The organism is Agrobacterium sp. YIC 4121 (assembly GCF_002008205.1).
Taxonomy (GTDB): domain Bacteria; phylum Pseudomonadota; class Alphaproteobacteria; order Rhizobiales; family Rhizobiaceae; genus Agrobacterium; species Agrobacterium leguminum.
In genome coordinates this window covers 403,194-424,215 of sequence record NZ_MRDI01000003.1, presented here as the reverse complement: position 1 = coordinate 424,215, position 21,022 = coordinate 403,194, and the positions used below count along the sequence as shown (strand labels likewise).

20 protein-coding genes are annotated in these 21,022 nt (G+C 59.6%); 11 read left to right on the top strand and 9 right to left on the bottom strand.

All coding sequences use genetic code 11. The annotated features are described in order from the left end of the window. Nucleotides 1–386 precede the first annotated feature (386 nt). A complete protein-coding gene (locus BTE54_RS06330; protein ID WP_078051813.1) occupies nucleotides 387–866 on the top strand; it encodes a DUF2938 domain-containing protein in 480 nt (159 codons plus the stop codon). Nucleotides 867–896: 30 nt separating this feature from the next. Here BTE54_RS06330 and BTE54_RS06325 read toward each other — a convergent pair whose 3' ends face one another. Then, on the bottom strand, nucleotides 897–1,814 hold the full coding sequence (locus BTE54_RS06325; protein WP_078051812.1) for a neutral zinc metallopeptidase: 918 nt from the start codon (nucleotides 1,812–1,814) through the stop codon (nucleotides 897–899). Between the two features lie 97 nt (nucleotides 1,815–1,911). Then, complete coding sequence (locus tag BTE54_RS06320; RefSeq protein WP_078051811.1) at nucleotides 1,912–2,400, bottom strand: DUF2306 domain-containing protein; 489 nt, start codon at nucleotides 2,398–2,400, stop codon at nucleotides 1,912–1,914. Between the two features lie 47 nt (nucleotides 2,401–2,447). Here BTE54_RS06320 and BTE54_RS06315 point away from each other — a divergent pair, with 47 nt between their 5' ends. From BTE54_RS06315 to BTE54_RS06305, 3 genes are all read left to right on the top strand, one after another. Beyond that, complete coding sequence (locus tag BTE54_RS06315; RefSeq protein ID WP_162934103.1) at nucleotides 2,448–3,314, top strand: LytTR family DNA-binding domain-containing protein; 867 nt, start codon at nucleotides 2,448–2,450, stop codon at nucleotides 3,312–3,314. A 157-nt stretch (nucleotides 3,315–3,471) separates the two neighbouring features. Further along, on the top strand, nucleotides 3,472–6,960 hold the full coding sequence (gene carB / locus BTE54_RS06310; RefSeq protein ID WP_078051810.1) for a carbamoyl-phosphate synthase large subunit: 3,489 nt from the start codon (nucleotides 3,472–3,474) through the stop codon (nucleotides 6,958–6,960). Between the two features lie 297 nt (nucleotides 6,961–7,257). Further along, nucleotides 7,258–7,446 (top strand): hypothetical protein, encoded by a 189-nt coding sequence (locus BTE54_RS06305; protein ID WP_078051809.1) that lies wholly within the window; start codon nucleotides 7,258–7,260, stop codon nucleotides 7,444–7,446. A 79-nt stretch (nucleotides 7,447–7,525) separates the two neighbouring features. Here BTE54_RS06305 and BTE54_RS06300 read toward each other — a convergent pair whose 3' ends face one another. From BTE54_RS06300 to BTE54_RS06290, 3 genes are all read right to left on the bottom strand, one after another. Beyond that, entirely contained in the window at nucleotides 7,526–8,665 is a 1,140-nt protein-coding gene (locus tag BTE54_RS06300) for a GGDEF domain-containing protein (RefSeq protein WP_078051808.1), read from the bottom strand. Between the two features lie 151 nt (nucleotides 8,666–8,816). Next, nucleotides 8,817–10,265, bottom strand: a complete 1,449-nt coding sequence (locus BTE54_RS06295) for a UdgX family uracil-DNA binding protein (protein WP_078051807.1) — start codon at nucleotides 10,263–10,265, stop codon at nucleotides 8,817–8,819. Beyond that, the gene (locus tag BTE54_RS06290) at nucleotides 10,265–11,497 is read right to left on the bottom strand and encodes a putative DNA modification/repair radical SAM protein (protein ID WP_065655741.1); all 1,233 of its coding nucleotides are present in this window, start codon (nucleotides 11,495–11,497) and stop codon (nucleotides 10,265–10,267) included. The genes BTE54_RS06295 and BTE54_RS06290 overlap by 1 nt, the downstream gene beginning before the upstream one ends. Before the next feature lie 221 nt (nucleotides 11,498–11,718). Here BTE54_RS06290 and greA point away from each other — a divergent pair, with 221 nt between their 5' ends. Beyond that, nucleotides 11,719–12,195: a transcription elongation factor GreA gene (gene greA, locus BTE54_RS06285; protein WP_003522847.1), complete on the top strand. Its 477-nt coding sequence runs from the start codon at nucleotides 11,719–11,721 to the stop codon at nucleotides 12,193–12,195. Between the two features lie 90 nt (nucleotides 12,196–12,285). Next, the gene (locus BTE54_RS06280; protein ID WP_078051806.1) at nucleotides 12,286–13,341 is read left to right on the top strand and encodes a glycosyltransferase family 4 protein; all 1,056 of its coding nucleotides are present in this window, start codon (nucleotides 12,286–12,288) and stop codon (nucleotides 13,339–13,341) included. Nucleotides 13,342–13,372: 31 nt separating this feature from the next. Here BTE54_RS06280 and BTE54_RS06275 read toward each other — a convergent pair whose 3' ends face one another. Beyond that, nucleotides 13,373–13,840 (bottom strand): Lrp/AsnC family transcriptional regulator, encoded by a 468-nt coding sequence (locus BTE54_RS06275; RefSeq protein ID WP_020811379.1) that lies wholly within the window; start codon nucleotides 13,838–13,840, stop codon nucleotides 13,373–13,375. Between the two features lie 267 nt (nucleotides 13,841–14,107). Here BTE54_RS06275 and trxB point away from each other — a divergent pair, with 267 nt between their 5' ends. The 4 genes from trxB (at nucleotide 14,108) to BTE54_RS06255 (ending at nucleotide 18,136) form a co-directional block, all read left to right on the top strand. Beyond that, a complete protein-coding gene (trxB, locus tag BTE54_RS06270; RefSeq protein WP_003522850.1) occupies nucleotides 14,108–15,082 on the top strand; it encodes a thioredoxin-disulfide reductase in 975 nt (324 codons plus the stop codon). Nucleotides 15,083–15,106: 24 nt separating this feature from the next. Then, the gene (locus tag BTE54_RS06265; protein WP_020011327.1) at nucleotides 15,107–16,003 is read left to right on the top strand and encodes a LysR family transcriptional regulator VtlR; all 897 of its coding nucleotides are present in this window, start codon (nucleotides 15,107–15,109) and stop codon (nucleotides 16,001–16,003) included. A 602-nt stretch (nucleotides 16,004–16,605) separates the two neighbouring features. Beyond that, entirely contained in the window at nucleotides 16,606–16,896 is a 291-nt protein-coding gene (locus BTE54_RS06260) for a metalloregulator ArsR/SmtB family transcription factor (protein WP_065655739.1), read from the top strand. Nucleotides 16,897–17,023: 127 nt separating this feature from the next. Continuing rightward, on the top strand, nucleotides 17,024–18,136 hold the full coding sequence (locus BTE54_RS06255) for an alkene reductase (protein ID WP_065655738.1): 1,113 nt from the start codon (nucleotides 17,024–17,026) through the stop codon (nucleotides 18,134–18,136). Between the two features lie 53 nt (nucleotides 18,137–18,189). Here BTE54_RS06255 and BTE54_RS06250 read toward each other — a convergent pair whose 3' ends face one another. Next, nucleotides 18,190–18,579: a DUF6220 domain-containing protein gene (locus BTE54_RS06250; protein ID WP_078051804.1), complete on the bottom strand. Its 390-nt coding sequence runs from the start codon at nucleotides 18,577–18,579 to the stop codon at nucleotides 18,190–18,192. Further along, nucleotides 18,579–19,616, bottom strand: coding sequence for an NAD-dependent epimerase/dehydratase family protein (locus BTE54_RS06245; protein WP_078051803.1), 1,038 nt, complete (start codon nucleotides 19,614–19,616; stop codon nucleotides 18,579–18,581). The genes BTE54_RS06250 and BTE54_RS06245 overlap by 1 nt, the downstream gene beginning before the upstream one ends. 89 nt (nucleotides 19,617–19,705) lie before the next feature. On the opposite strand from BTE54_RS06245, the gene BTE54_RS06240 reads away from it, so the two are divergent. Then, entirely contained in the window at nucleotides 19,706–20,650 is a 945-nt protein-coding gene (locus BTE54_RS06240) for a LysR family transcriptional regulator (protein WP_003522856.1), read from the top strand. A 58-nt stretch (nucleotides 20,651–20,708) separates the two neighbouring features. Here the strand turns inward: BTE54_RS06240 and BTE54_RS06235 are convergent, their stop codons facing one another. After that, nucleotides 20,709–20,975, bottom strand: coding sequence for a DUF2188 domain-containing protein (locus tag BTE54_RS06235; protein WP_003522857.1), 267 nt, complete (start codon nucleotides 20,973–20,975; stop codon nucleotides 20,709–20,711). Nucleotides 20,976–21,022: the final 47 nt, after the last annotated feature.

Genomic DNA, 21,022 nt, shown 5'->3' with positions numbered 1-21,022 from the left:
ACTCTCGACGTCATCCTCGGGGCTTGTCCCGAGGATCCAACCACGTCGCGTTAAATCCGATCGGTTGCAGATGCTCGGCCCTGTCCCACTGCTGTCCGGTTTAAATTTGGTGGACATGGCGCACGGTGTTGATTCTACTCGTATTCGAGCGTTTGGCGACGATCTCGGACACGAAAGAGGAGCAACACCGTGCGCCATGTCCACCAAATTTAAACCGGACAGCAGTGGGACAAGCCCGAGCATGACGGAGGTGAGGTCTAGCGCCTTTCTCACCCTCATGGCCGGAGCGATCCGGCCATTTTTCTTGTCCGCTCCGGCAATAGCCGGTTTCCGCCACCGGCGTGATCCGCTAGAGCTTGATCGATCATGATCATGCGGAGGGATCTATGCTGGAACTGATTTGGCGCGGCATTGCCATGGGCATCAGCGGCACCGTGTTTATGGATATATGGGCAATCGTGCTGCACCGGTTCTTCGGCCAGTCCGCGCCGAACTGGGCGCCGGTCGGCCGCTGGTTCTGGCATGTGCCGAAAGGTACGATATTTCACGACAGTATCGCCACGGCTGAACCCTATGAACATGAACTGGCGCTCGGCTGGATTTCACATTACGCCGTCGGCATTCTTTATGGCATCGTTCTAGCGCTGGTAGTCCCGGCCGCGTGGTTTGCCAATCCTTCGTTCATTGAGCCGTGGATCGTCGGCATCGTAACGGTTGGCGCGGGCTGGTTCCTGTTGCAGCCGGGGCTCGGCATTGGCTGGGCGGCGTCGAAAACACCGAACCCCACGAAGGTTCGCGTCCTCAACCTCGTGGCCCATACCATCTTCGCCCTCGGAATGTATGTGGTGGCGCTCTTGATGCGCTAAACGAAAAGGGGGCTGAAAAGCCCCCTCTCCTCAGATATTCGCCGAGAACGTATCACAATCTTCGACACGGCCGCTCTGGAAACCGCGCTTGAACCATTCCGCGCGCTGTGCCGAGGTGCCGTGGTTGAAACTGTCAGGCACCACATAGCCCTGGGTCTGCTTCTGCAGCGTATCGTCGCCGATCTGGTGGGCGGCGTTCAGCGCTTCCTCGAGGTCGCCGGTTTCGAGAATACCCTTCTGCTCGGTGAACTTGCCCCAGATGCCGGCATAACAATCCGCCTGAAGCTCGACGCGCACCGACATCTTGTTGGCGTCCGTCTGGCTCATCGACTGACGGCGGCGGTTGAACTCCGGCAGAACGCCGGTCAGGTTCTGGATGTGGTGGCCGACCTCATGCGCAATCACGTAAGCTTGCGCGAAATCGCCGGCCGCGCCGAAACGCTGGTCGAGTTCTTTGAAGAAGCTGGTGTCGAGATAGACCTTGCGGTCGCCCGGGCAATAGAACGGACCGCTGGCAGCGGAAGCATAACCACAGGCGGAAGACACCTGCCCGGAGAACAGAACCAGCGTCGGCTTCTGATAGGTCTCCCCGGCCGACTGGAAAATGCCGCTCCACGTATCTTCCGTCTCGGCAAGGACGGTGCGGACGAAGGCGGTCGTCTCGTCGGACGATTGTCCCTGTGGTCGCGTGCCGGACTGCTGGGTCCCCGATTGCGTCGTACCGCCGCCATCCATCGACAGGTCGCCGCCGGTCAGCAGCGTCAGCGGGTTGATGCCGAGCACCCAGCTGATCAACAGAATGACCAGAAGACCGCCAATCCCGATACCGCCGCCGCGACGCCCGATTGGCACGCGCATCCCGCCTCGGGAAAAAGGATCACCCGATCCCGCCGACATGCCGCGCCGATCCTCGATATTGTCCGACTGGCGACGCCCTCTCCATTCCATGCTCTTCTCCCGGCGGTTCCGCCTCAACAAGCTGCCTTATAACGGCACTATAATACATCTTGTTCCGGAAGAAAGCAGAGGCGGCCAAAGGAACCTTTCAGACGGTTCGGCGTCGCTGTTTCAATACCGTCAGAAACAGGAAGACGAACACCAGTGCGCCGGCGGAAAGGGCCACAAAACCGGCTTTTCCATCACCAAAAGCAACCTCATGCATGATGCGGCCGGGAACGAAGGTGAAGCCTCCGGCAATCACGATGCCGCCGAGATAAACGCTCTGCATGATCCGCATATGGCGTCTGATATCACCGCGGCGCGCGAAATAGATCGATTGCAGACACCCGTAGATGGTGAAGATGGAAAGCAGATGGATCGGGCTGAAACCATAAAACACCTTCAATTCATGGATGAAGAAGGTAGACGCCGCAGTCGCGACCATCAGCACCACCCAGATCTTGCCGAGCAGCCGGTGAATGGCGGTGCCCTTTGGGCGCAGGAAAATGAAGGCCCCAAGAAGGGCTGCGGGCACGACGGTGGCGACATGGAACTGCACGGCAAGCGGTGCATCTAACAAAGGCTGGAATGACATGGGCGCTGTTTCGGTTCGGTTGAAATCGAAGCCAATTTCGGCAAAACATGCGGAGAAGAAAAACGGATTGGCGCCATCAGCAGGAAAACTTCGTGGATCACCCGTCTCTGCAATTCACGCTTCGTGAAATGCACGCCATGCTGCAATCGCGCAGGCTGTGGCTGACATTTCTTGCGGTGCTGGCGATCTTCATCTTGACCGGGCCTTTCGGGACCAGCGAAACCATGAGCTTCGCCGACCGGCTGCTTTACTGGACAATCGTTCAGGCGGGCGCCTGGATGCTCGCCATCTCCTTTTCGGTCATCGCCAAGACGATCCTTGCAGGCCACATCGACAACATGCTGACACGCATGATGATCGGCTCGCTGACGGCAGCACTGCCGATCGGGCTACTGCTCGCCATTACCAATCAGATTTTCTACGGCAAGGAGATGGGTCTCACGCCGGTTCTGAAGAGCAGCCTCTCATCCCTGCCGCTCTGCGCGATCTTCTGCCTGTTGAGTTACCTTACGACCCGCCAGTCCTTCGAAAAGGTGGCGGACGCTGAAACGGACACAAATGCAAATGCAGATAGGGACGTGAAAGGCATCATCCCCTTGCTGGAACGATTGCCGCCGCAAAAGCGCGGAGAATTACTGCGACTATCGGTCCAGGATCATTACACGCAAATCGTCACCACGCGCGGGCAGCAGCTGGTTCTGCTACGTTTTGCCGATGCGCTGAAAGAACTCGGCCAGACGGCGGGTTTACAGGTGCATCGTTCCCACTGGATTGCCGATGCCGACTTTGTCTCCCTGCGCAAACAGGCCGGCCGTCTGCATGTCATGACCAGAGACGGCAGTGAAATCCCCGTCAGCCGCTCTTACAGTGCTGCGGTACAGGCCCGTTTCACCGCACACGCCCCTGCCCGTTAAGAGTTTCTGTCGATTCCGGAATTTATGGGGTTCCGTTCTCAAAAACATTTGCCTATAAGCCGCTTCTAGCCTGAAAACATTTGAATTGCGCCCCCCGACCGGTGATCCTTCACCCTGGCCGGTGTTTTGCGCAACCGAAAAGCGGAACGAGAGAGCCATGCCGAAGCGCCAAGATATCAAGTCCATCCTCATCATCGGCGCGGGACCGATCGTCATCGGTCAGGCATGTGAATTCGACTATTCCGGCACCCAGGCCTGCAAGGCGCTGAAGGAAGAGGGTTACCGGGTCATCCTGGTCAACTCCAACCCGGCGACGATCATGACCGATCCGGGCCTTGCCGACGCCACTTACGTCGAGCCGATCACGCCCGAAGTCGTGGCAAAGATCATCGCCAAGGAACGTCCGGATGCGCTTCTTCCGACCATGGGCGGTCAGACCGCGCTCAACACCGCGCTCTCTCTCAAGCGCATGGGCGTTCTCGACCGTTACAATGTGGAAATGATCGGCGCAAAGCCGGAAGCCATCGACATGGCCGAAGACCGCGCTCTCTTCCGCGAAGCCATGGCCCGCATCGGCCTTGAAACCCCGCGCTCCATGCTGGCCAACGCCACCGAAATCAAGGATGCCGACCGCAAGAAGCACGAGGCAGCCCGCACCGAGCTGAAGGGCAAGCTTTCCGGTCCCGATCTCGACAAGGCGCTGGACGATCTCGAAAACCAGTGGAACCTCGGCGAAACCGACCGCAAGCAGCGCTATATGGCCCATGCCATGGCAATCGCCGCTCAGGCCATCGATCATGTCGGCCTGCCGGCCATCATCCGCCCGTCGTTTACGCTTGGCGGAACCGGCGGGGGCATTGCCTATAACCGCTCGGAATTCTTCGATATCGTCTCGGGCGGTCTCGACGCCTCGCCGACGACGGAAGTTCTGGTCGAAGAATCGGTTCTCGGCTGGAAGGAATATGAGATGGAAGTCGTCCGCGACAAGGCGGACAATTGCATCATCATCTGCTCCATCGAAAACATCGATCCGATGGGCGTCCACACGGGTGACTCGATCACCGTTGCGCCGGCGCTGACCTTGACCGACAAGGAATACCAGATCATGCGCAACGCCTCGATTGCGGTGCTGCGCGAGATCGGCGTGGAAACCGGCGGCTCGAACGTGCAGTTCGCCGTCAACCCGAAGGACGGCCGCCTCGTCGTCATCGAAATGAACCCGCGCGTGTCGCGCTCGTCCGCTCTCGCTTCCAAGGCCACCGGCTTCCCGATCGCCAAGATCGCCGCCAAGCTCGCCATCGGTTATACGCTGGATGAGCTGGAAAACGACATCACCGGCGGCGCGACACCTGCTTCGTTCGAACCTTCCATCGACTACGTCGTCACCAAGATCCCGCGTTTCGCCTTCGAGAAATTCCCCGGCGCTTCGCCGATCCTCACCACCGCCATGAAGTCGGTCGGCGAAGTCATGGCCATCGGCCGCACCTTCGCGGAATCGCTGCAGAAGGCGCTGCGCGGCATGGAAACCGGCCTCACCGGTCTCGATGAAATCGAAATCCCCGGTTACGAGGAAGGCGAAGGCTCCAAGAACGCCATCCGCGCCGCCATCGGCACGCCGACGCCGGACCGCCTGCGCATGGTCGCTCAGGCGCTGCGCATGGGCATGAGCGAAGAGGAAGTCCACGAAAACTCGAAGATCGACCCCTGGTTCATCGCCCAGTTCAAGGCCATCGTCGACATGGAAGCCCGCATCCGCGAGCATGGCCTGCCGCAGGATGCCGAAAACCTGCGCATGCTGAAGGCCATGGGCTTCTCCGACGCCCGCCTCGCCAGCCTGACGTCCAAGCGTCCGAAGGAAGTGGCCGAACTGCGCAACAGCCTGAATGTTCGTCCGGTCTTCAAGCGCATCGACACCTGCGCGGCCGAATTCGCCTCGCCGACCGCTTACATGTATTCGACCTATGAAATTCCCTTCGTCGGCGCAGCCCGCTCGGAAGCGCAGGTTTCCGACCGCAAGAAGGTGGTCATCCTTGGCGGCGGTCCGAACCGCATCGGCCAGGGCATCGAGTTCGATTATTGCTGCTGCCACGCCGCCTTCGCGCTGAAGGATGCCGGTTTCGAAGCAATCATGATCAACTGCAACCCGGAAACCGTCTCCACCGACTACGACACCTCCGACCGCCTCTATTTCGAACCGCTGACGGCCGAAGACGTGATCGAGATCATGCGCGCCGAACAGGAAAAGGGCGAGTTGGTCGGCGTCATCGTGCAGTTCGGCGGCCAGACCCCGCTGAAGCTCGCCGAAGCGCTGGAAAAGAACGGTATCCCGATCCTCGGCACGGCGCCTGACATGATCGACCTTGCCGAAGACCGCGACCGCTTCCAGAAGCTGCTGATGAAGCTCGATCTTGCCCAGCCGAACAACGGCATTGCCTATTCGGTCGAGCAGGCTCGCCTCGTCGCGTCTGAAATCGGCTTCCCGCTGGTTGTTCGCCCGTCCTACGTTCTGGGTGGCCGCGCCATGCAGATCATCCATTCGGAAGGCCAGCTCCAGACCTATCTGCTCGACACGGTTCCGGGCCTCGTACCCGAGGACATCAAGCAGCGTTACCCGAACGACAAGACCGGCCAGATCAACACCCTGCTCGGCAAGAACCCGCTGCTGTTCGACAGCTACCTGACCAACGCCGTGGAAGTGGACGTCGATGCGCTGTGCGACGGCGAAAGCGTCTTCGTGTCGGGCATCATGGAGCACATCGAAGAAGCCGGCATCCATTCGGGCGACTCGGCCTGCTCGCTGCCGGTCCGTTCGCTGTCGAAGGAAATCGTCGACGAGTTGGAACGCCAGACGACGGCGCTTGCCAAGGCGCTCAATGTCGGCGGCCTGATGAACGTGCAATATGCCATCAAGGACGGCATGATCTACGTTCTCGAAGTCAATCCGCGCGCCTCGCGCACCGTGCCTTTCGTCGCCAAGACCATCGGCGCGCCGATCGCCAAGATCGCCGCCCGCGTCATGGCCGGCGAGAAGCTCGATCCGGCGATTGCCGCTTACGGCGAAAAGCCCGATCCGCGCAACCTGAAGCACATTGCCGTCAAGGAAGCCGTCTTCCCCTTCGCCCGCTTCCCCGGCGTCGACATTCTGCTCGGACCGGAAATGCGCTCGACCGGCGAAGTCATCGGCCTCGACACCGATTTCGCGCTGGCCTTCGCCAAGAGCCAGCTCGGCGCCGGCGTCGACCTGCCCCGCTCCGGTGCGGTCTTCGTCTCGGTGCGTGACGAGGACAAGGAAGGCGTTCTGCCCGCCATCCGCATTCTCGTGGAAAGCGGCTTCAAGGTGCTGGCCACCGGCGGCACGCAGCGCTTCCTCGCCGAAAAGGGAATCAACGCCGAAAAGATCAACAAGGTGCAGGAAGGCCGTCCGCATATCGAAGACGCCATCCGCAACCGTCAGGTCCAGCTCGTCATCAACACCACCGACAGCAACAAGGCGATTTCTGACTCGAAGTCACTGCGCCGCGCGACGCTGATGCAGAAGGTGCCTTACTACACGACGATGGCCGGCGCGGAAGCGGCAGCGCTTGCCATCAAGGCGCTGAAGGCCGGCAATCTGGAAGTGAAGCCGCTGCAGAGCTACTTCCAGTAAGCTGCGGGAACCGCAGGTTCCAACGCTGAATGAAAACAAAACGCCGCGGGTCACCATGCCCGCGGCGTTTTGCATTGCGTAATCCTGCTGCAATTCATTGCCGGTATCAAAACATCAGGTTCGAACGAGGCCCATGATGTCCCTATTGCTCAATGGCGGATCGCCCGCATCCATTCGCCGCGCCGTTGCCAAAGCTCCGGTCAAACGCTCCATGAAGATGCTGAGGTACCCCGCCATAGTATCCCAGCGATGGGGACACCTGGCCCCGATAAGCCAAAGCACCTTGAGGGACTGACCATGGCTGGACGTCCACCGGGACCGGAGCGGGTGGCTTTTCCGCTGCGGATCGAACCCGCAATATTGAACATGATCCGGCACACCGCGAGCGGCGAGTTGCGCAGCATCAATGCCCAGATCGAGGTTCTTCTGAAAGAGGCCCTGTCCCGCCGCGCCACGGCGGATGAAGCAGACAAGCCGCCCTTCTAGACCGAAGGGCAACAACGACGCTACACGACACGACGATGCGGTGCCGCCCTGCGGAAAAATCGACAGCCCGCAGCCCCGCCTATGCCGCCTGCGCCTCCCGAACGCAATTGCGCCCTTCCATCTTCGCGCGGTAAAGTGCGCGATCTGCCATTTCCGCGAGCGTCTGGAGATCGCAGCGCATCTCGCCAGTGGCGGCAACGCCGATGCTGATGGTGACGCCGACACGCAGACCGCCGCAATCGACCTCGGTTACCGCAATCGCATCGCGAATGCGCTCGCCGATCATGCAGGCCTTGCGAACGCCGGCGCCCGGCAGGTAGATGATGAATTCCTCTCCGCCGTAACGCGCCAGCACGTCCCCGCTGCGGATGCTGCCGCCGATACGCTTCGCCACTTCCTGCAGCACGCTATCGCCGACGGCGTGGCCGAAACGGTCGTTGATCGACTTGAAGTGATCGATATCCAGCAACATGGCCGCATCGGTGGGATCGGGCGTCGCAGGCATGGTCTGGAAAAAGAAGCGCCGGTTCTTGACGCCCGTCAGCGGGTCGGTATTCGCAAGAACAAGCAGTTTTCGCTCCGACCGCTCGGCCACGAACATCATCACGAACAGGGCAATGGCGAAGTTCAGCATGATGATCAAGAAAAACGCATTGACCAGATTGATAGTGGCATAATCGGGCAAAAGCACGCTTTTCACCACCGATAGCGAAATGAGACCGGAGACGCCGGTGATGCCACCCAGCGCCAGGCGAGACAGCAGCGGCTCCCTGCGCCATCTGGCCAAAAGCACCGATGCCCCGGCGAGATAGGCAAGCGATGCGCAGCCATTGAAGAGCGCCGCGCGATACGCATTATTTTCCGCCACCTGCTGGGCGACAACCATCGCCAGCACGGAGATGACGCAGACAATGGATACGGTCCGTCGGTCGACGGAACGCCCGTCGCTCAACGCCTTCAAGCCGAGCCAGATCAGCGCGTAACCCACAATACCGAAAGCGACACTGCCGAGCCGCCACAGGGCCGGCGACAATATTCCCCATTCGCCATAACCAGCAAGCGTGGAACCAATCGTCATCGAGGCGAAACCCGCCGCAAGGGGGATGGGACCGCGCAAGCCGCGATTGGTCATTTTCAGATAGATAAAACTCAAAAGCCCAACGATATAAGAACACTTTTGCATCAGTATGACTGTCGCAAGGTCGAGTTCACCCAACATGATTTGTCCATACGGTAAATAAATTCGGAGGACTTAATTATAGTATTAAGTATAAAGTTTCAATAAAAATAACAGATAAATAATCAGTAAATGATACTACTGCAAGTTATGGCTCAAATATTGAATAAATCTCCAGCGCGCAAATGGAATTTTATTCGAATGTTCTAATAAAACTTATATCCTTCTTGAACCGCATCGTTTCCGCCTCTTTCACCTGCGCATTGGCAAGGCGCAGGAGGTAGGACGGATGCACGGTGACAAAAAGCGTTCGGCCTTCCTCCATCGGCAGAGGACGGCTCCGAATCTCCGAAAGCTTTTCCTTGCCGCCGGTCAGCGCATAAAGCGCCGTTGCGCCCATGGCAACGATCAGCTTTGGCCGGACGAGCGCGATTTCCTGATTGAGCCACCAGCGGCATTGCTCCACTTCCCCCGCATTCGGCCGCTGATGGATGCGCCGTTTGCCGCGCGTTTCATATTTGAAGTGTTTGACAGCATTGGTGACATAAAGCTTTTTGCGCTCGATACCGGCATCGGCAAGAGTCCGGTCGAAAAGCTGGCCGGCCGGACCGACAAAAGGCTTGCCGGCGAGATCCTCGTGATCGCCCGGCTGTTCGCCAACGATCATGATTTCCGCATCCTCCGGCCCCGAACCGAAAACCGTTTGCGTGGCGCTGCAATGCAGGGGACAGCGGGTACAGTGGGCAGCCTCCCGCGCCAGCGACGCGAGCGTGCCCTCCGGCACGGGTTGCGTCGTCTCCCGGGCAGCGGCCGCAGCCTGCAGGCGATGGTGAAAGGGCTGCGGCTGGCTTGCCGCCCTGGCGGCCATCTCCAGCACCCGCGCCTCGGCACCGAGAACGAGACCGGGAATGAGATCGGCTTCCGGCAGGTTCTTCCAGTATTTCTTCGGCATCTCCGCCGTCATGGCTTTGATCTTGAGGCGCGCCGGATTGAATATATTGGCATAATAGGTCCGCCAGAGTTCATCCGTCTCGTCCGTCAGATCAGGCTTCGCCGCCGCCTCCCGTGAGCTTTGCAGCTCGCTTCCGTCCCATCGGGCGGACCCTTTCGGCGTGGCGATCAGCCAGTCCATATCGGTAAACCGTCGCTGGAAAAACGCTGCCGTTCGCTCGACGATGAAATGATCCGGCTCGAACCAGGCCATGAACCGCCGTCGCCCGCCCTGCCCCTGCGGCAAGGGCAATTCCTTGAAACGGACGAAGGCCGTCATCTTGTGACAATCCCGGCGCACCGATTTCTCGAGCAAGCGGGCCTCTGCAACATCCGGATCGGACTTGAACTGCAACAGGGCGCGATCCCGCTTCAGCCGCCACAATAACCGGTAAAGCAACGCAAACCGGCCGGGATCGCCATGGCAGATGACGGCCTGCGCCAGCGCCACGAACGAGGCCGGAACGGAAACCTGCCCATTGCCGGCATCGACCGTCGGCAATGGCTCGCCGGCGAAATCCAGCAGCCCTGCCCCGTCATCCCGCAACCGCCAGTCAATCGTCTCCGGCGGAATATCGGCGGCAAGGGCCGCACGCGCGGCATCGCGCCACTCGCCGAAATCGCCCCGCCCTTCGAGAACCGGGCCATACATCACAACAGCGACAATTGTTCGGGCTGCGGCGCAAACATCGCCCGCAAATCCGGCCGCTCGGTCAGCTTGCCCGGCGTCCAGCCCTCGGCGACGATGAAAGCCTTCACCTTTTTCAGGGAAACGCCGAAACGCGCGATATCCTCCAGCCGCAGCCGCCGGAACCGCCGCGACGAGAGGACGGAGGCCACCGTCTTGGTGCCGAAACCGGGCACACGCAGCAGCATTTCCCGATCCGCCGCATTGACGTCCACCGGGAAACGGTCGCGATGTTTCAGCGCCCAGGCGAGTTTCGGGTCGATATCGAGATCAAGCATGCCGTCGCCGCCGATCGCCGTTATCTCGCTGATATCGAAGCCATAAAAGCGATACAGCCAGTCGGCCTGATAAAGCCGGTGTTCCCGCATCAGCGGCGGCTTGACGAGCGGCAGGTTTTTCGACGAATCGGGAATGGGGCTGAAGGCCGAATAATAGACGCGCCGCAAACCGTAGCTGCCATAAAGCCGGGCGCTGGTGGAGAGAATGGTGCTATCGTCAGCGCCATCCGCCCCCACGATCATCTGCGTGCTCTGTCCGGCCGGCGCAAAGCGCCTGGTTTTGCGTGTCCGGACGGTAGGCTCTCCCGCCTCCTCGATCTTCAGGCGGATATCGGCCATGGAGCGGCGAATATTGACGGGCTGCTTTTCCGGCGCGAAACGGCCAATGCCGCTATCGGTCGGCAATTCGATATTGATCGAGAGCCGATCCGCATAAAGCCCTGCCTCCTCAATGAGCCTGGGCGATGCTTCGGGAATGGATTTCAGGTGAATATACCCACGAAAACCATGGGTAACCCGCAACTCCCGCGCCACGCGCACCATCTCCTCCATCGTATGATCGGAAGAGCGGATGATGCCGGAGGACAGGAACAGCCCCTCGATATAGTTGCGCCTGTAAAACTCCAGCGTCAGCCAAACCACCTCTTCCGGCGTGAACCGTGCCCGCTCGACATTGCTGGAGGAGCGGTTGATGCAATAGGCGCAATCATAGATACAGAAATTGGTGAGCAGGATTTTCAAAAGCGAAATGCATCGCCCGTCCGGCGCATAGGCATGGCAGATGCCCGACCCTTCCGTGGAGCCCAGACCGCCCGATGCTGCGGAGTTGCGTTTTGTCGTGCCGCTGGATGCGCAGGAAGCATCGTATTTCGCCGCGTCGGAGAGAATGGCCAGCCGTTGCCTGATGGACTTCTTCATGGGTATGTTCACTATATGTTCCACAGACAAATGTCAATGACATAAGGTAACGCATTGATTACGTGAGAAAATATGTACGCCTCAAATTTGCTGGCATTTCGCTGTCGTCTTCTGATATAGTCGGCTCAGTTATGATTTTGGCATGGTTCCGGAGTTCCCCTCCGGAACCTGTTTCTTTTTGTGTCTGCAAGTAAAGCGACCGGAATGCGAAGGATAAAAAAATGGTAGAAAAAGTACCGATGACTCAGGGTGGATTCGTCAAGCTGCAGGAGGAGCTGCGCTGGCGCCAGCAGGAGGAACGCCCCCGTATCATCGAGGCGATTGCGGAAGCGCGCGCCCATGGCGACCTTTCGGAAAACGCCGAGTACCATGCTGCCAAGGAAGCACAGAGCCACAATGAAGGCCGCATCACCGAACTCGAAGACCTGACCGCACGTGCGGAAGTCATCGATCTCTCCAAGATGTCGGGCTCGAAGATCAAGTTCGGCGCCACCGTCAAGCTGGTGGATGAGGATAGCGACGAGGAAAAGACCTATCAGATCGTTGGCGATCAGGAAGCCGATGTGAAGGCTGGCCGCATCTCCATCTCCTCGCCCATCGCCCGCGCCCTGATCGGCAAGGAAGTCGGCGACAGCATCGAAGTCAACGCGCCTGGCGGTGCCAAGGGCTACGAGATTCTCGCGGTTCAGTGGGGCTGATCCCCTCACATGCAATGCGCCCCATGCGGGCGCATTGCTTTTCTTGACGTCTTCAATCCCCCGAATTAGCCGCAAAGACGGAAGCCCATCTTGTCCCACGTCAGTCTGAAAGATGTGCAGGTGCTTGCGCCGAACTTCAAACGCAGGCTCTCCGGCGTCACCTCCACCATCGTTCAACTTATTCCGGTGCAGAACCGGCTGGGACAGAAGGTGGCCGTCATCGGCCCCGGCCTGCCGCCGCATCTGCCGCATGTGCGCTTCCGCGATCTCTGGCGGCTCTGGCAAAACGGCCCGCAGGGTGGCCCGCGTATCTGGCATGCCCGTCGCAACCTCGAAATGTTGCCGGGTCTTTTCATGCGTGACGTGCTGCGCATGAAGGTGAAGCTGCTGTTCACCTCGGCCGCACAGAGGCGGCATTCCGCCTATACACGGTTTCTGATTTCGAAGATGGACGCCGTGGTCGCGACCAGCACCCGCTCCGGCTCGTTTCTGGAAGTACCCCATCGCGTTGTCATGCATGGCGTCGATACCGACCTGTTCCATCCGGCAACCGGCCCGGAAGACACAATCGCGGCAACCGGCCTGCCGGGACAATATCTCATCGGCTGCTTTGGACGGGTGCGCCACCAGAAGGGCACCGATCTCTTCGTGCGCGCCATGATCGAGCTTTTGCCCGCCCATCCGCAATGGACAGCCATTGTTTCCGGCCGGGTAACGGCGGAACATAAAGCTTTTGCCGAGGCACTCGAGGCCGATGTCAAGGCTGCCGGCCTTTCGGATCGCATTGTGTTTCAGGGTGAGGTGGACGACATCAAGCCGTGGTACCGGCGGCTGACGCTCTATGTCGCCCCATCCCGCAACGAAGGTTTCGGCTTGACGCCGCTCGAGGCCATGGCATCGGAAACGGCCGTCGTCACCAGCACTGCCGGCGCCTATGAGGAAATGATCGTCAGGGGTGAAACCGGCGCAGTCGTTGAGGCGGGTGACTATGCATCGCTCAGGGATGCGATAAGGACCTATCTTGCCGACCCTGCTCTGGCCGAGAGCCATGCCCGTGCCGGTCTCGCGCATGTGCGCAGCACATTCCCGCTTGATAAAGAGGCTACGAGTCTCGGCGAAGTCTATGAAGCTTTGCGGCGCGGGTAACGCGTCTTAAGGCAGTAACGAAGCCTGCCGCTCAGATTTCCACGAGACCGACGCGCTTGACCTGCCGGATGGTGAGCATGGTGCGCACCGTATCGACATTTTCGTCCGCCGTCAGAACCTCGATGACGAAATCCTGAAATTCCGTCAGGTTTTTGGCCACGCAATGTAGCAGAAAGTCGCTTTCGCCCGACACCATCCAGGCCTGACGCACCAGCGACCAGCCGGCCGTTGCCGCCGCAAAAGCCTTCAGATTGCTGTCCGACTGGCGCTTGAGACCAACCATGCAGAAGGCGACGAGATCGAAACCGAGCTTCGGCGCGTTCAACATGGCGTGATAACCCTCGATCACGCCCGCCTCTTCCAGCTTGCGGACGCGCCGGAGGCAGGGCGGCGCGGAAATTCCGACCCTTTCGGCCAGTTCCACATTGGTCATGCGCCCGTCGCGCTGCAATTCGCGCAGGATTTTCAGATCGATGGCATCGAGTTCGACGCTGGTCACGGAGGAGTACCTCGTTAAGCTGTGGAACTTCCTTGTACTATTCAGCGCGGGATTCGCAACATTATGCCACCGCCCGGTCACAAAATTGCGCGCGCATCCACAACTGCCTTGTTGGTAACGCAAGGCTGCCCTTGAATAAAGACACTAGACAACCTTAAATACCGGGCAACGAAGGGGTTGCGGCCTGTCCGCCGTCTTGCGGCCGGAGGGTTCTGGTGCCGAAAGTCACTGCTACCGAGAGGCCCCGCTATTGAAAGGAACGTTTCCATGTCTGCCCGCCACACCAAGGTATTGATCATCGGCTCCGGCCCCGCCGGTTATACCGCGGCGATCTACGCGGCCCGCGCAATGCTGAAACCCGTGCTGATCGCCGGCATGGAACAGGGCGGCCAGCTGATGATCACCACCGATGTCGAGAACTATCCGGGCTTTGCCGATCCGATCCAGGGTCCGTGGCTGATGGACCAGATGCTGAAGCAGGCGACGCATGTGGGCGCGGAAATCGTCAGCGACCTCGTCACCGAAGTTGAAACCAATGTTCGGCCTTTCGTGGTCAAGACCGATTCCGGTCAGGTCTGGACCGCCGATACGCTGATCATCGCCACCGGCGCCAAGGCCAAGTGGCTCGGCATTGAGAGCGAGCAGCATTTTCAGGGCTTCGGCGTTTCCGCCTGCGCCACCTGCGACGGTTTCTTCTATCGCAACAAGGATGTGATCGTGGTCGGCGGCGGCAACTCCGCCGTGGAAGAAGCGCTGTACCTCGCCCATATCGCCAAATCGGTCACCGTCGTTCACCGTCGCGATAGCTTCCGCTCGGAAAAAATCCTGCAGGAACGGCTGTTCGCCAAGGAAAACGTCAAGATTCTCTGGAACACGGAAATCGCCGAAATTACCGGTGCACCCGCAAAGCCGCCAATGCCGCCTTCCGTCTCCGGTGTGAAGCTGCGTGACACCAAGACCGGCACGATCAGCGAATTCCCCATCGACGGCGTCTTTGTCGCCATCGGCCATGCGCCGGCAGTCGAGCTGTTCAAGGGCAAGGTGAAGCTGAAAGACAACGGCTACATGTGGACCGCCCCCGATTCCACGGCGACCGACGTGGAAGGCATTTTCGCGGCTGGCGACGTCACCGACGACATCTACCGTCAGGCGATCACCGCCGCCGGCATGGGCTGCATGGCCGCGCTGGAAGCGGAACGTTATCTCACCGCGCATCAACCGCTTGCTGTCGCAGCGGAATAACCGAAAGGCAGGATAGGCATGGCAATGCCATTGGACTGGGATAAACTGCGCATTTTTCATGCCGCAGCCGAAGCAGGGTCTTTCACCCATGCTGCCGACAAGCTGCATTTGTCCCAGTCGGCCATTAGCCGTCAGGTCAGCGCGCTGGAGCAGGATGTCGGCGTCAAGCTGTTCCATCGCCACGCCCGCGGTCTCATCCTCACGGAACAGGGCGAGTTGCTGTACCGCACCGCCCATGACGTGCTGCTGAAGCTCGAAACCGTCAAGATGCAGCTCACCGAAACGACGGAGAAGCCGAGCGGCAAGCTGCGCGTGACGACGACCGTCGGTCTCGGCCAGGGCTGGCTGACGGACAAGGTGCAGGAATTCCTGCAGCTCTATCCGGAAATGTCGATACAGCTCATCCTCGACAATGAGGAGCTGGACGTGAACATGCGTCACGCCGATTGCGCCATCCGCCTGCGCCAGCCGCAGCAGTCGGACCTCATTCAGCGCAAGTTGTTCACGGTGCACATGCACGTCTACGCCGCGCCGTCCTATATCAACCGCCATGGTGAGCCGCAGTCGATCGAGGATCTCGACAATCACCGCATCATCTCCTTCGGCGAACCGGCGCCCAACTATCTGCTGGACGTCAACTGGCTGGAGAACGCCGGACGCTCATCCGACAACACGCGTACACCACACCTACAGATCAACAGCCAGACCTCGATCAAGCGCGCCTGCCTGCTGGGAATCGGTATTGCCTGCTTGCCGGATTATATCGTCGGCCGCGATCCGGGCCTTATCCAGCTATCGCTCGCCGCCGATATTCCGTCCTTCGATACCTATTTCTGCTATCCCGACGAGATGAAAAACGCTGCAAAGCTGAAAGCCTTCCGCGACTTCATCGTGGCAAAGGCGCGGAACTGGAACTTCTGACGTTAAAATAATCGGCGCTCGGTTATAGTCTTTAAATTTCAATCACTTATCTTACGAAATACTCGAGCGGCGCGCCTGCGCCGCCCGGGAGCATTGCACATAAAATATACCGGAAATATCGAGGGCTGCGTGTTGCGCATGCCTGACCTGCACAAAAAAGAGTTGTTTCGTGCACAAAAAAGCACCATATCGCTCTCAGCTGATGCACACGGTGGCTTTTCCTCCCAGTTCCACCGCATCAGCTGTTCCCCTCTGGAGGTTTTTGACCTTCACACTTAAAGGGCCCTGGATCCATCCGGCGGCCCTCTTTTTTTACCCGCAAGAATTTTCTCCGAATTGGCGAAATATCGCATGATGCAACCTTGTTTTGCATTATTCCCACACCCATATCTTAGTCAGCTGTCACGCTCGCTCAAGGCACGCGGCAGCTGTTCCCCTCTGGAGGTTTTGACCTTCAAACTTATCAGGCCGCGGAGATATCCAGCGGCCTTCTTTTTTGGAAATGCATGCCCGCGCCCCCCTCGATCCTCACAGAGACGTGACTTGTATATCGACAATGATCGATATAAATATCGGACATGGCAGATATTGAAGAAGCACCGATGAACCCGGAGGAAATCCTCAAAGCCCTTTCGCACCCCGCAAGGCTGAAATTCCTGGAATGGCTGAAGTCTCCGGAAAGTCACTTCTGTCAGGAGCATCCCCTCAGCATGGGTGTATGCGCCAACCAGTTTCAGATCAGCGGCCTGTCGCAATCCACCGTCTCGTCGCATCTGGCGGTGTTGCAGGCAGCCGGCCTGATAAGGTCGAAAAAGGTCGGGCAATGGGTGTTTTTCGAACGCAACGAGGAAACCATCGACGCCTTCCGCAATTATCTGCAAACCAATCTCTGAGCCTCCCAAGCTTTGAGCCTCGGGGTGTCGGACCGGAAACCGCAAGGCGGTTTTCATTCCGGCACCCAGACAGAAAGACAGCGCGTCCCCCGCGCAATTTCGCCAACCGACCAGAAAGTGAAGTCGCATGACCAGTCTTTTCGAACCGGCACAGGCCGGCGATATCGCACTCGCCAACCGTATCGTCATGGCCCCCCTCACCCGCAACCGTTCGCCGGGCGCCATTCCCAACAACCTCAACGCCACCTATTACGAGCAGCGCGCCACGGCCGGGCTGATCGTCACGGAAGGCACGCCGATTTCCCAGCAGGGTCAGGGTTACGCTGACGTTCCCGGCCTCTACAAGCGGGAAGCAATCGCGGGCTGGAAACAGGTGACGGATAGCGTGCATTCTGCCGGTGGCAAGATCGTCGCGCAGATCTGGCATGTGGGCCGCATTTCCCACACCTCGCTGCAGCCACATGGCGGCCAGCCGGTCGCGCCTTCCGCCATTCCGGCCAAGTCGAAGACCTATATCATCAATGATGACGGCACCGGCGCCTTTGCCGAAACCTCCGAGCCCCGCGCGCTCACCATCGACGATATCGGCCTCATTCTCGAGGATTACCGCAGCGGCGCGCGCGCAGCACTGGAAGCCGGTTTCGACGGTGTCGAAATCCATGCCGCCAATGGCTACCTGATCGAGCAGTTCCTGAAATCCAGCACTAACCAGCGCACGGATGATTATGGGGGCTCCATCGAAAACCGGGCCCGCTTCCTGCTCGAAGTTGTCGATGCCGTGGCGGAAGAGATCGGCGCAGGCCGTACCGGTATCCGCCTCTCACCCGTCACGCCCGCCAACGACATTTTCGAAGCCGATCCGCAGCCGCTTTATAATTACGTGGTGGAACAGCTCGGCAAGCGCAATCTCGCCTTCATCCATGTCGTTGAAGGTGCAACCGGCGGCCCGCGCGATTTCAAGCAGGGCGACAAACCTTTCGATTATGCCGCCTTCAAGGCCGCTTATCGCAATGCCGGCGGCAAGGGTCTGTGGATCGCCAATAATGGCTACGACCGTGAGAGCGCCATCGAGGCCGTCGAAAGCGGCAAGGTGGATGCCGTGGCCTTCGGCAAGGCCTTCATCGCCAATCCGGATCTGGTGCGCCGCCTGAAAAATGACGCGCCGCTCAACGAGCCGAACCAGCCGACCTTCTATGGCGGCGGAGCTGAAGGTTACACCGACTATCCGGCGCTTGCCTGATAAGGGATAAAGCAAAGACACCGCACTGCCCCAAAGCAGTGCGGCGTTTTCTTTCAGCGCAGGCTTCGCGCCTGCCGCGCGGCAAAATCGGAAAACGCGCCCATGACGAAGGCGTTGGGCACATGCAGCGCCTGCATGAAGCCATTGCCCGTTTCCCGTCCGATGCTCATAAGGGCCACCTGAAGACAGTAGAGACCAAGCAGGACCAGCGTGCGTGCAAGGTTCGGCCGCAGATCGTCATATAGAGAAGCGAGAACCGCCAGCGACAGGATCGGAACGGCGATCAGAAAGCCGAGCCCCTTGTGCAGCGAAAGCAGCGATCCATCGTAATAGATCGACAGCCCGGCCAGCAGCACCTGCGCGAAGATCAGCACCGGCACGCTTGCCGAAATCACGGCAAACACGCGACGCCTCGCCGACATCCCATTCGCAATCGTGGCCATCACACCCTGCCCCCGGCATCGGCCGGATGAGAAAGGCTCGACGGCTGCGGCCTCTGCTCAAGGCAGCCGAGGCTCGCAAGCGTCGTCGCTACCGCGATGTCGAGCGGTGTTCTGGGTTCCGTTCCGAGAAAATCCGTCAGCCTGCGATTGCTCATCCGGATCGGCATCTGCCAGAGATATTGCATTTCCAGCACTTCGCGGAACAGGGGAACGAAGGGAGCGGCCAATTTGATGCCCAACCAGGATAGCTGCCGCCTCTTGACCAGACGCCCGACAACCCGCTCGATGGCTTCAACCAATTGCAGCCCGTCGAAATCCCAGAAACCTTCCATGTGATAGACGGCGAAAGCCGGAAGCTCGCCTGCGCGGTCCAGCAGCCGGCCAATGGTCTCCGCGACATCCGGCAGATAGGCCCATTGATGCCCGGCATAGGGTGCGGCGGGATTCTGGACACTCCGGACCGGCTCTCCGGGCTTCACCAGCATCTGCGAAAACCAGTTGTTTCTCGCATCCGGCCCAAAGAAATCCCCGCCGCGGACGATCAGCACCGGCACGCCGCGCATGGACGCCATTTTCAGCCGCCGCTCCATCTCCACACGCAATGCGCCCTTGCGGGTAAAAGGCTTTTGCGGGCTGTCTTCCGTCAGAAGCGGAAAGGCGTCCGGGCCGAAATTATAGACGCTGCCCGGAAAGACGATCCTCGCCCCGCAGGCCTCGGCGGCGGCAATAGTATTGTCGAGCATCGGCAGCACCTGGCTTTCCCAATTGCGATATCCGGGAGGATTGACCGCATGGACGATGAGGCTCACGCCTTTTGCCGCATCCATCACATCCTGCCGGTTCATGGCGTCGCCGGTCACACGTTCGACACCATCCGTAGCGCCCGTTGACGTCCGCTGGCGCGTCATCGCCCTCACCCGCCATCCCCGTTGCTGCAGCATTCTGGAGACCTGGCTGCCGACACCGCCATTCACCCCCAAAATCAGGGCCAGAGGCCGTTCATTCCGCGCTGTATTTGCGTTGTTTTCATATATCATCGCCGTACTCCTTGTTGTGGGCTGGAGTATCGTCCCGTTCCGCGGTATACGAAATTATCGAAATGAGTGGAGCAGCTATACAAAATCTTATGACGAGAAACCGTGACATCAGCTGGGATTTCTATCGCACCTTCCTCAGCGTGCTGAGCGACGGTTCGCTGTCCGCCGCCGCCCGCGAGCTTGGCATCACCCAGCCGACGGCGGGACGTCATATCGGCGCGCTGGAAGAGGCCGTCGGCTTTCCGCTGTTCATCCGCTCGCCGCATGGCTTGATGCCGACGGAAGCGGCGCTTGCGCTCCGCCCCTATGCGGAAAATCTCGCGGCAACCACCGCCGCCCTCATGCGCGCGGCCTCCGGCGAAGTCGGCAAGATCGAAGGCACGGTGCGCATCAGCGCATCCGACATCATCGGCGTGGAAATGCTGCCGCCGATCATCACGGCCATGCAGGAGGTTCACCCACGGCTTGAAATCGAGCTTTCGCTCTCCGATACGCTGGAAGACCTTTTAAGGCGCGAGGCGGATATCGCCATTCGCATGACCGAACCGCAGCAGGATGCGATCGTCATGCGTTATATCGGCAATTTCCGTCTGGGATTTCATGCGACGCGCGACTATCTGGCAAGAGCCGGCACCCCGAAGAGCATGGAAGATCTGAACCATCACCGGATGGTCGGCTTCGACCGCAAGACACCTTTCATTCGGGCGGCCATCCAGCGCATGCGCTCGCTCGATCCGGACATACCCGATATTGAGGAAATTTCCTTTGAAATCCGCGCCGACAGCAATCTCGCCCAGCTTGCCATGATCCGCGCCAGCGCAGGCATCGGCGTCTGTCAGATCGGTCTGGCGCGCAAGGACCCCCGGCTCGTTCAGGTTCTTCCGAAAATCGACATCCCGCTCCACACCTGGGTCGCGATGCATGAAAATCTCAAGACCTCGCCGCGATGTCGTGCCGTGTTCAGCGCCCTCGTCGAAGGCCTCAAGGGGCATCTTAAAGAAACCGATCCGGGCGCACCGCCGAAACGGCGCTAATGCCGAACAACTCCCGGCAAAGTGATCCCGGCTTTGCTGGAAATCCACGGATCGGTGATCAAAACGGTCTGGCCTGCTGCGTCGTCTTGTCGACCACCTCGGCTTCCGGCCGGTCGCCGCCCTGGCTGTATTCTTCATGCCAGTGGCCGCTCTCATCCTGATAGCTGATTTCCTCGTCATCGCCCCCCACCTGCTGTTCGGCGGCGACGATGCGCGCAGCTTCGACGGCATCCGCATAAGAAGGGAATGTTTCGGAATAAGCGCCGTTCATGCGGTAGGCGAAGCCTCCGTCATGTTCGACAATTTCATATACCACTTTGGTCATGCATGGTCCTCCTGCTTCGGTAGGCGACATGGCAACCACAACCGCGT

Excerpts from the sequence above, each read along its gene's own strand:
- BTE54_RS06330 (WP_078051813.1), top strand. The coding sequence starts at position 387 with ATGCTGGAACTGATTTGGCGCGGCATTGCCATGGGCATCAGCGGCACC.
- BTE54_RS06325 (WP_078051812.1), bottom strand. The coding sequence starts at position 1,814 with ATGGAATGGAGAGGGCGTCGCCAGTCGGACAATATCGAGGATCGGCGC.
- BTE54_RS06320 (WP_078051811.1), bottom strand. The coding sequence starts at position 2,400 with ATGTCATTCCAGCCTTTGTTAGATGCACCGCTTGCCGTGCAGTTCCAT.
- BTE54_RS06315 (WP_162934103.1), top strand. The coding sequence starts at position 2,448 with ATGCGGAGAAGAAAAACGGATTGGCGCCATCAGCAGGAAAACTTCGTG.
- carB (WP_078051810.1), top strand. The coding sequence starts at position 3,472 with ATGCCGAAGCGCCAAGATATCAAGTCCATCCTCATCATCGGCGCGGGA.
- BTE54_RS06305 (WP_078051809.1), top strand. The coding sequence starts at position 7,258 with ATGGCTGGACGTCCACCGGGACCGGAGCGGGTGGCTTTTCCGCTGCGG.
- BTE54_RS06300 (WP_078051808.1), bottom strand. The coding sequence starts at position 8,665 with ATGTTGGGTGAACTCGACCTTGCGACAGTCATACTGATGCAAAAGTGT.
- BTE54_RS06295 (WP_078051807.1), bottom strand. The coding sequence starts at position 10,265 with ATGTATGGCCCGGTTCTCGAAGGGCGGGGCGATTTCGGCGAGTGGCGC.
- BTE54_RS06290 (WP_065655741.1), bottom strand. The coding sequence starts at position 11,497 with ATGAAGAAGTCCATCAGGCAACGGCTGGCCATTCTCTCCGACGCGGCG.
- greA (WP_003522847.1), top strand. The coding sequence starts at position 11,719 with ATGGTAGAAAAAGTACCGATGACTCAGGGTGGATTCGTCAAGCTGCAG.
- trxB (WP_003522850.1), top strand. The coding sequence starts at position 14,108 with ATGTCTGCCCGCCACACCAAGGTATTGATCATCGGCTCCGGCCCCGCC.
- BTE54_RS06265 (WP_020011327.1), top strand. The coding sequence starts at position 15,107 with ATGCCATTGGACTGGGATAAACTGCGCATTTTTCATGCCGCAGCCGAA.
- BTE54_RS06260 (WP_065655739.1), top strand. The coding sequence starts at position 16,606 with ATGAACCCGGAGGAAATCCTCAAAGCCCTTTCGCACCCCGCAAGGCTG.
- BTE54_RS06255 (WP_065655738.1), top strand. The coding sequence starts at position 17,024 with ATGACCAGTCTTTTCGAACCGGCACAGGCCGGCGATATCGCACTCGCC.
- BTE54_RS06250 (WP_078051804.1), bottom strand. The coding sequence starts at position 18,579 with ATGGCCACGATTGCGAATGGGATGTCGGCGAGGCGTCGCGTGTTTGCC.
- BTE54_RS06245 (WP_078051803.1), bottom strand. The coding sequence starts at position 19,616 with ATGATATATGAAAACAACGCAAATACAGCGCGGAATGAACGGCCTCTG.
- BTE54_RS06240 (WP_003522856.1), top strand. The coding sequence starts at position 19,706 with ATGACGAGAAACCGTGACATCAGCTGGGATTTCTATCGCACCTTCCTC.
- BTE54_RS06235 (WP_003522857.1), bottom strand. The coding sequence starts at position 20,975 with ATGACCAAAGTGGTATATGAAATTGTCGAACATGACGGAGGCTTCGCC.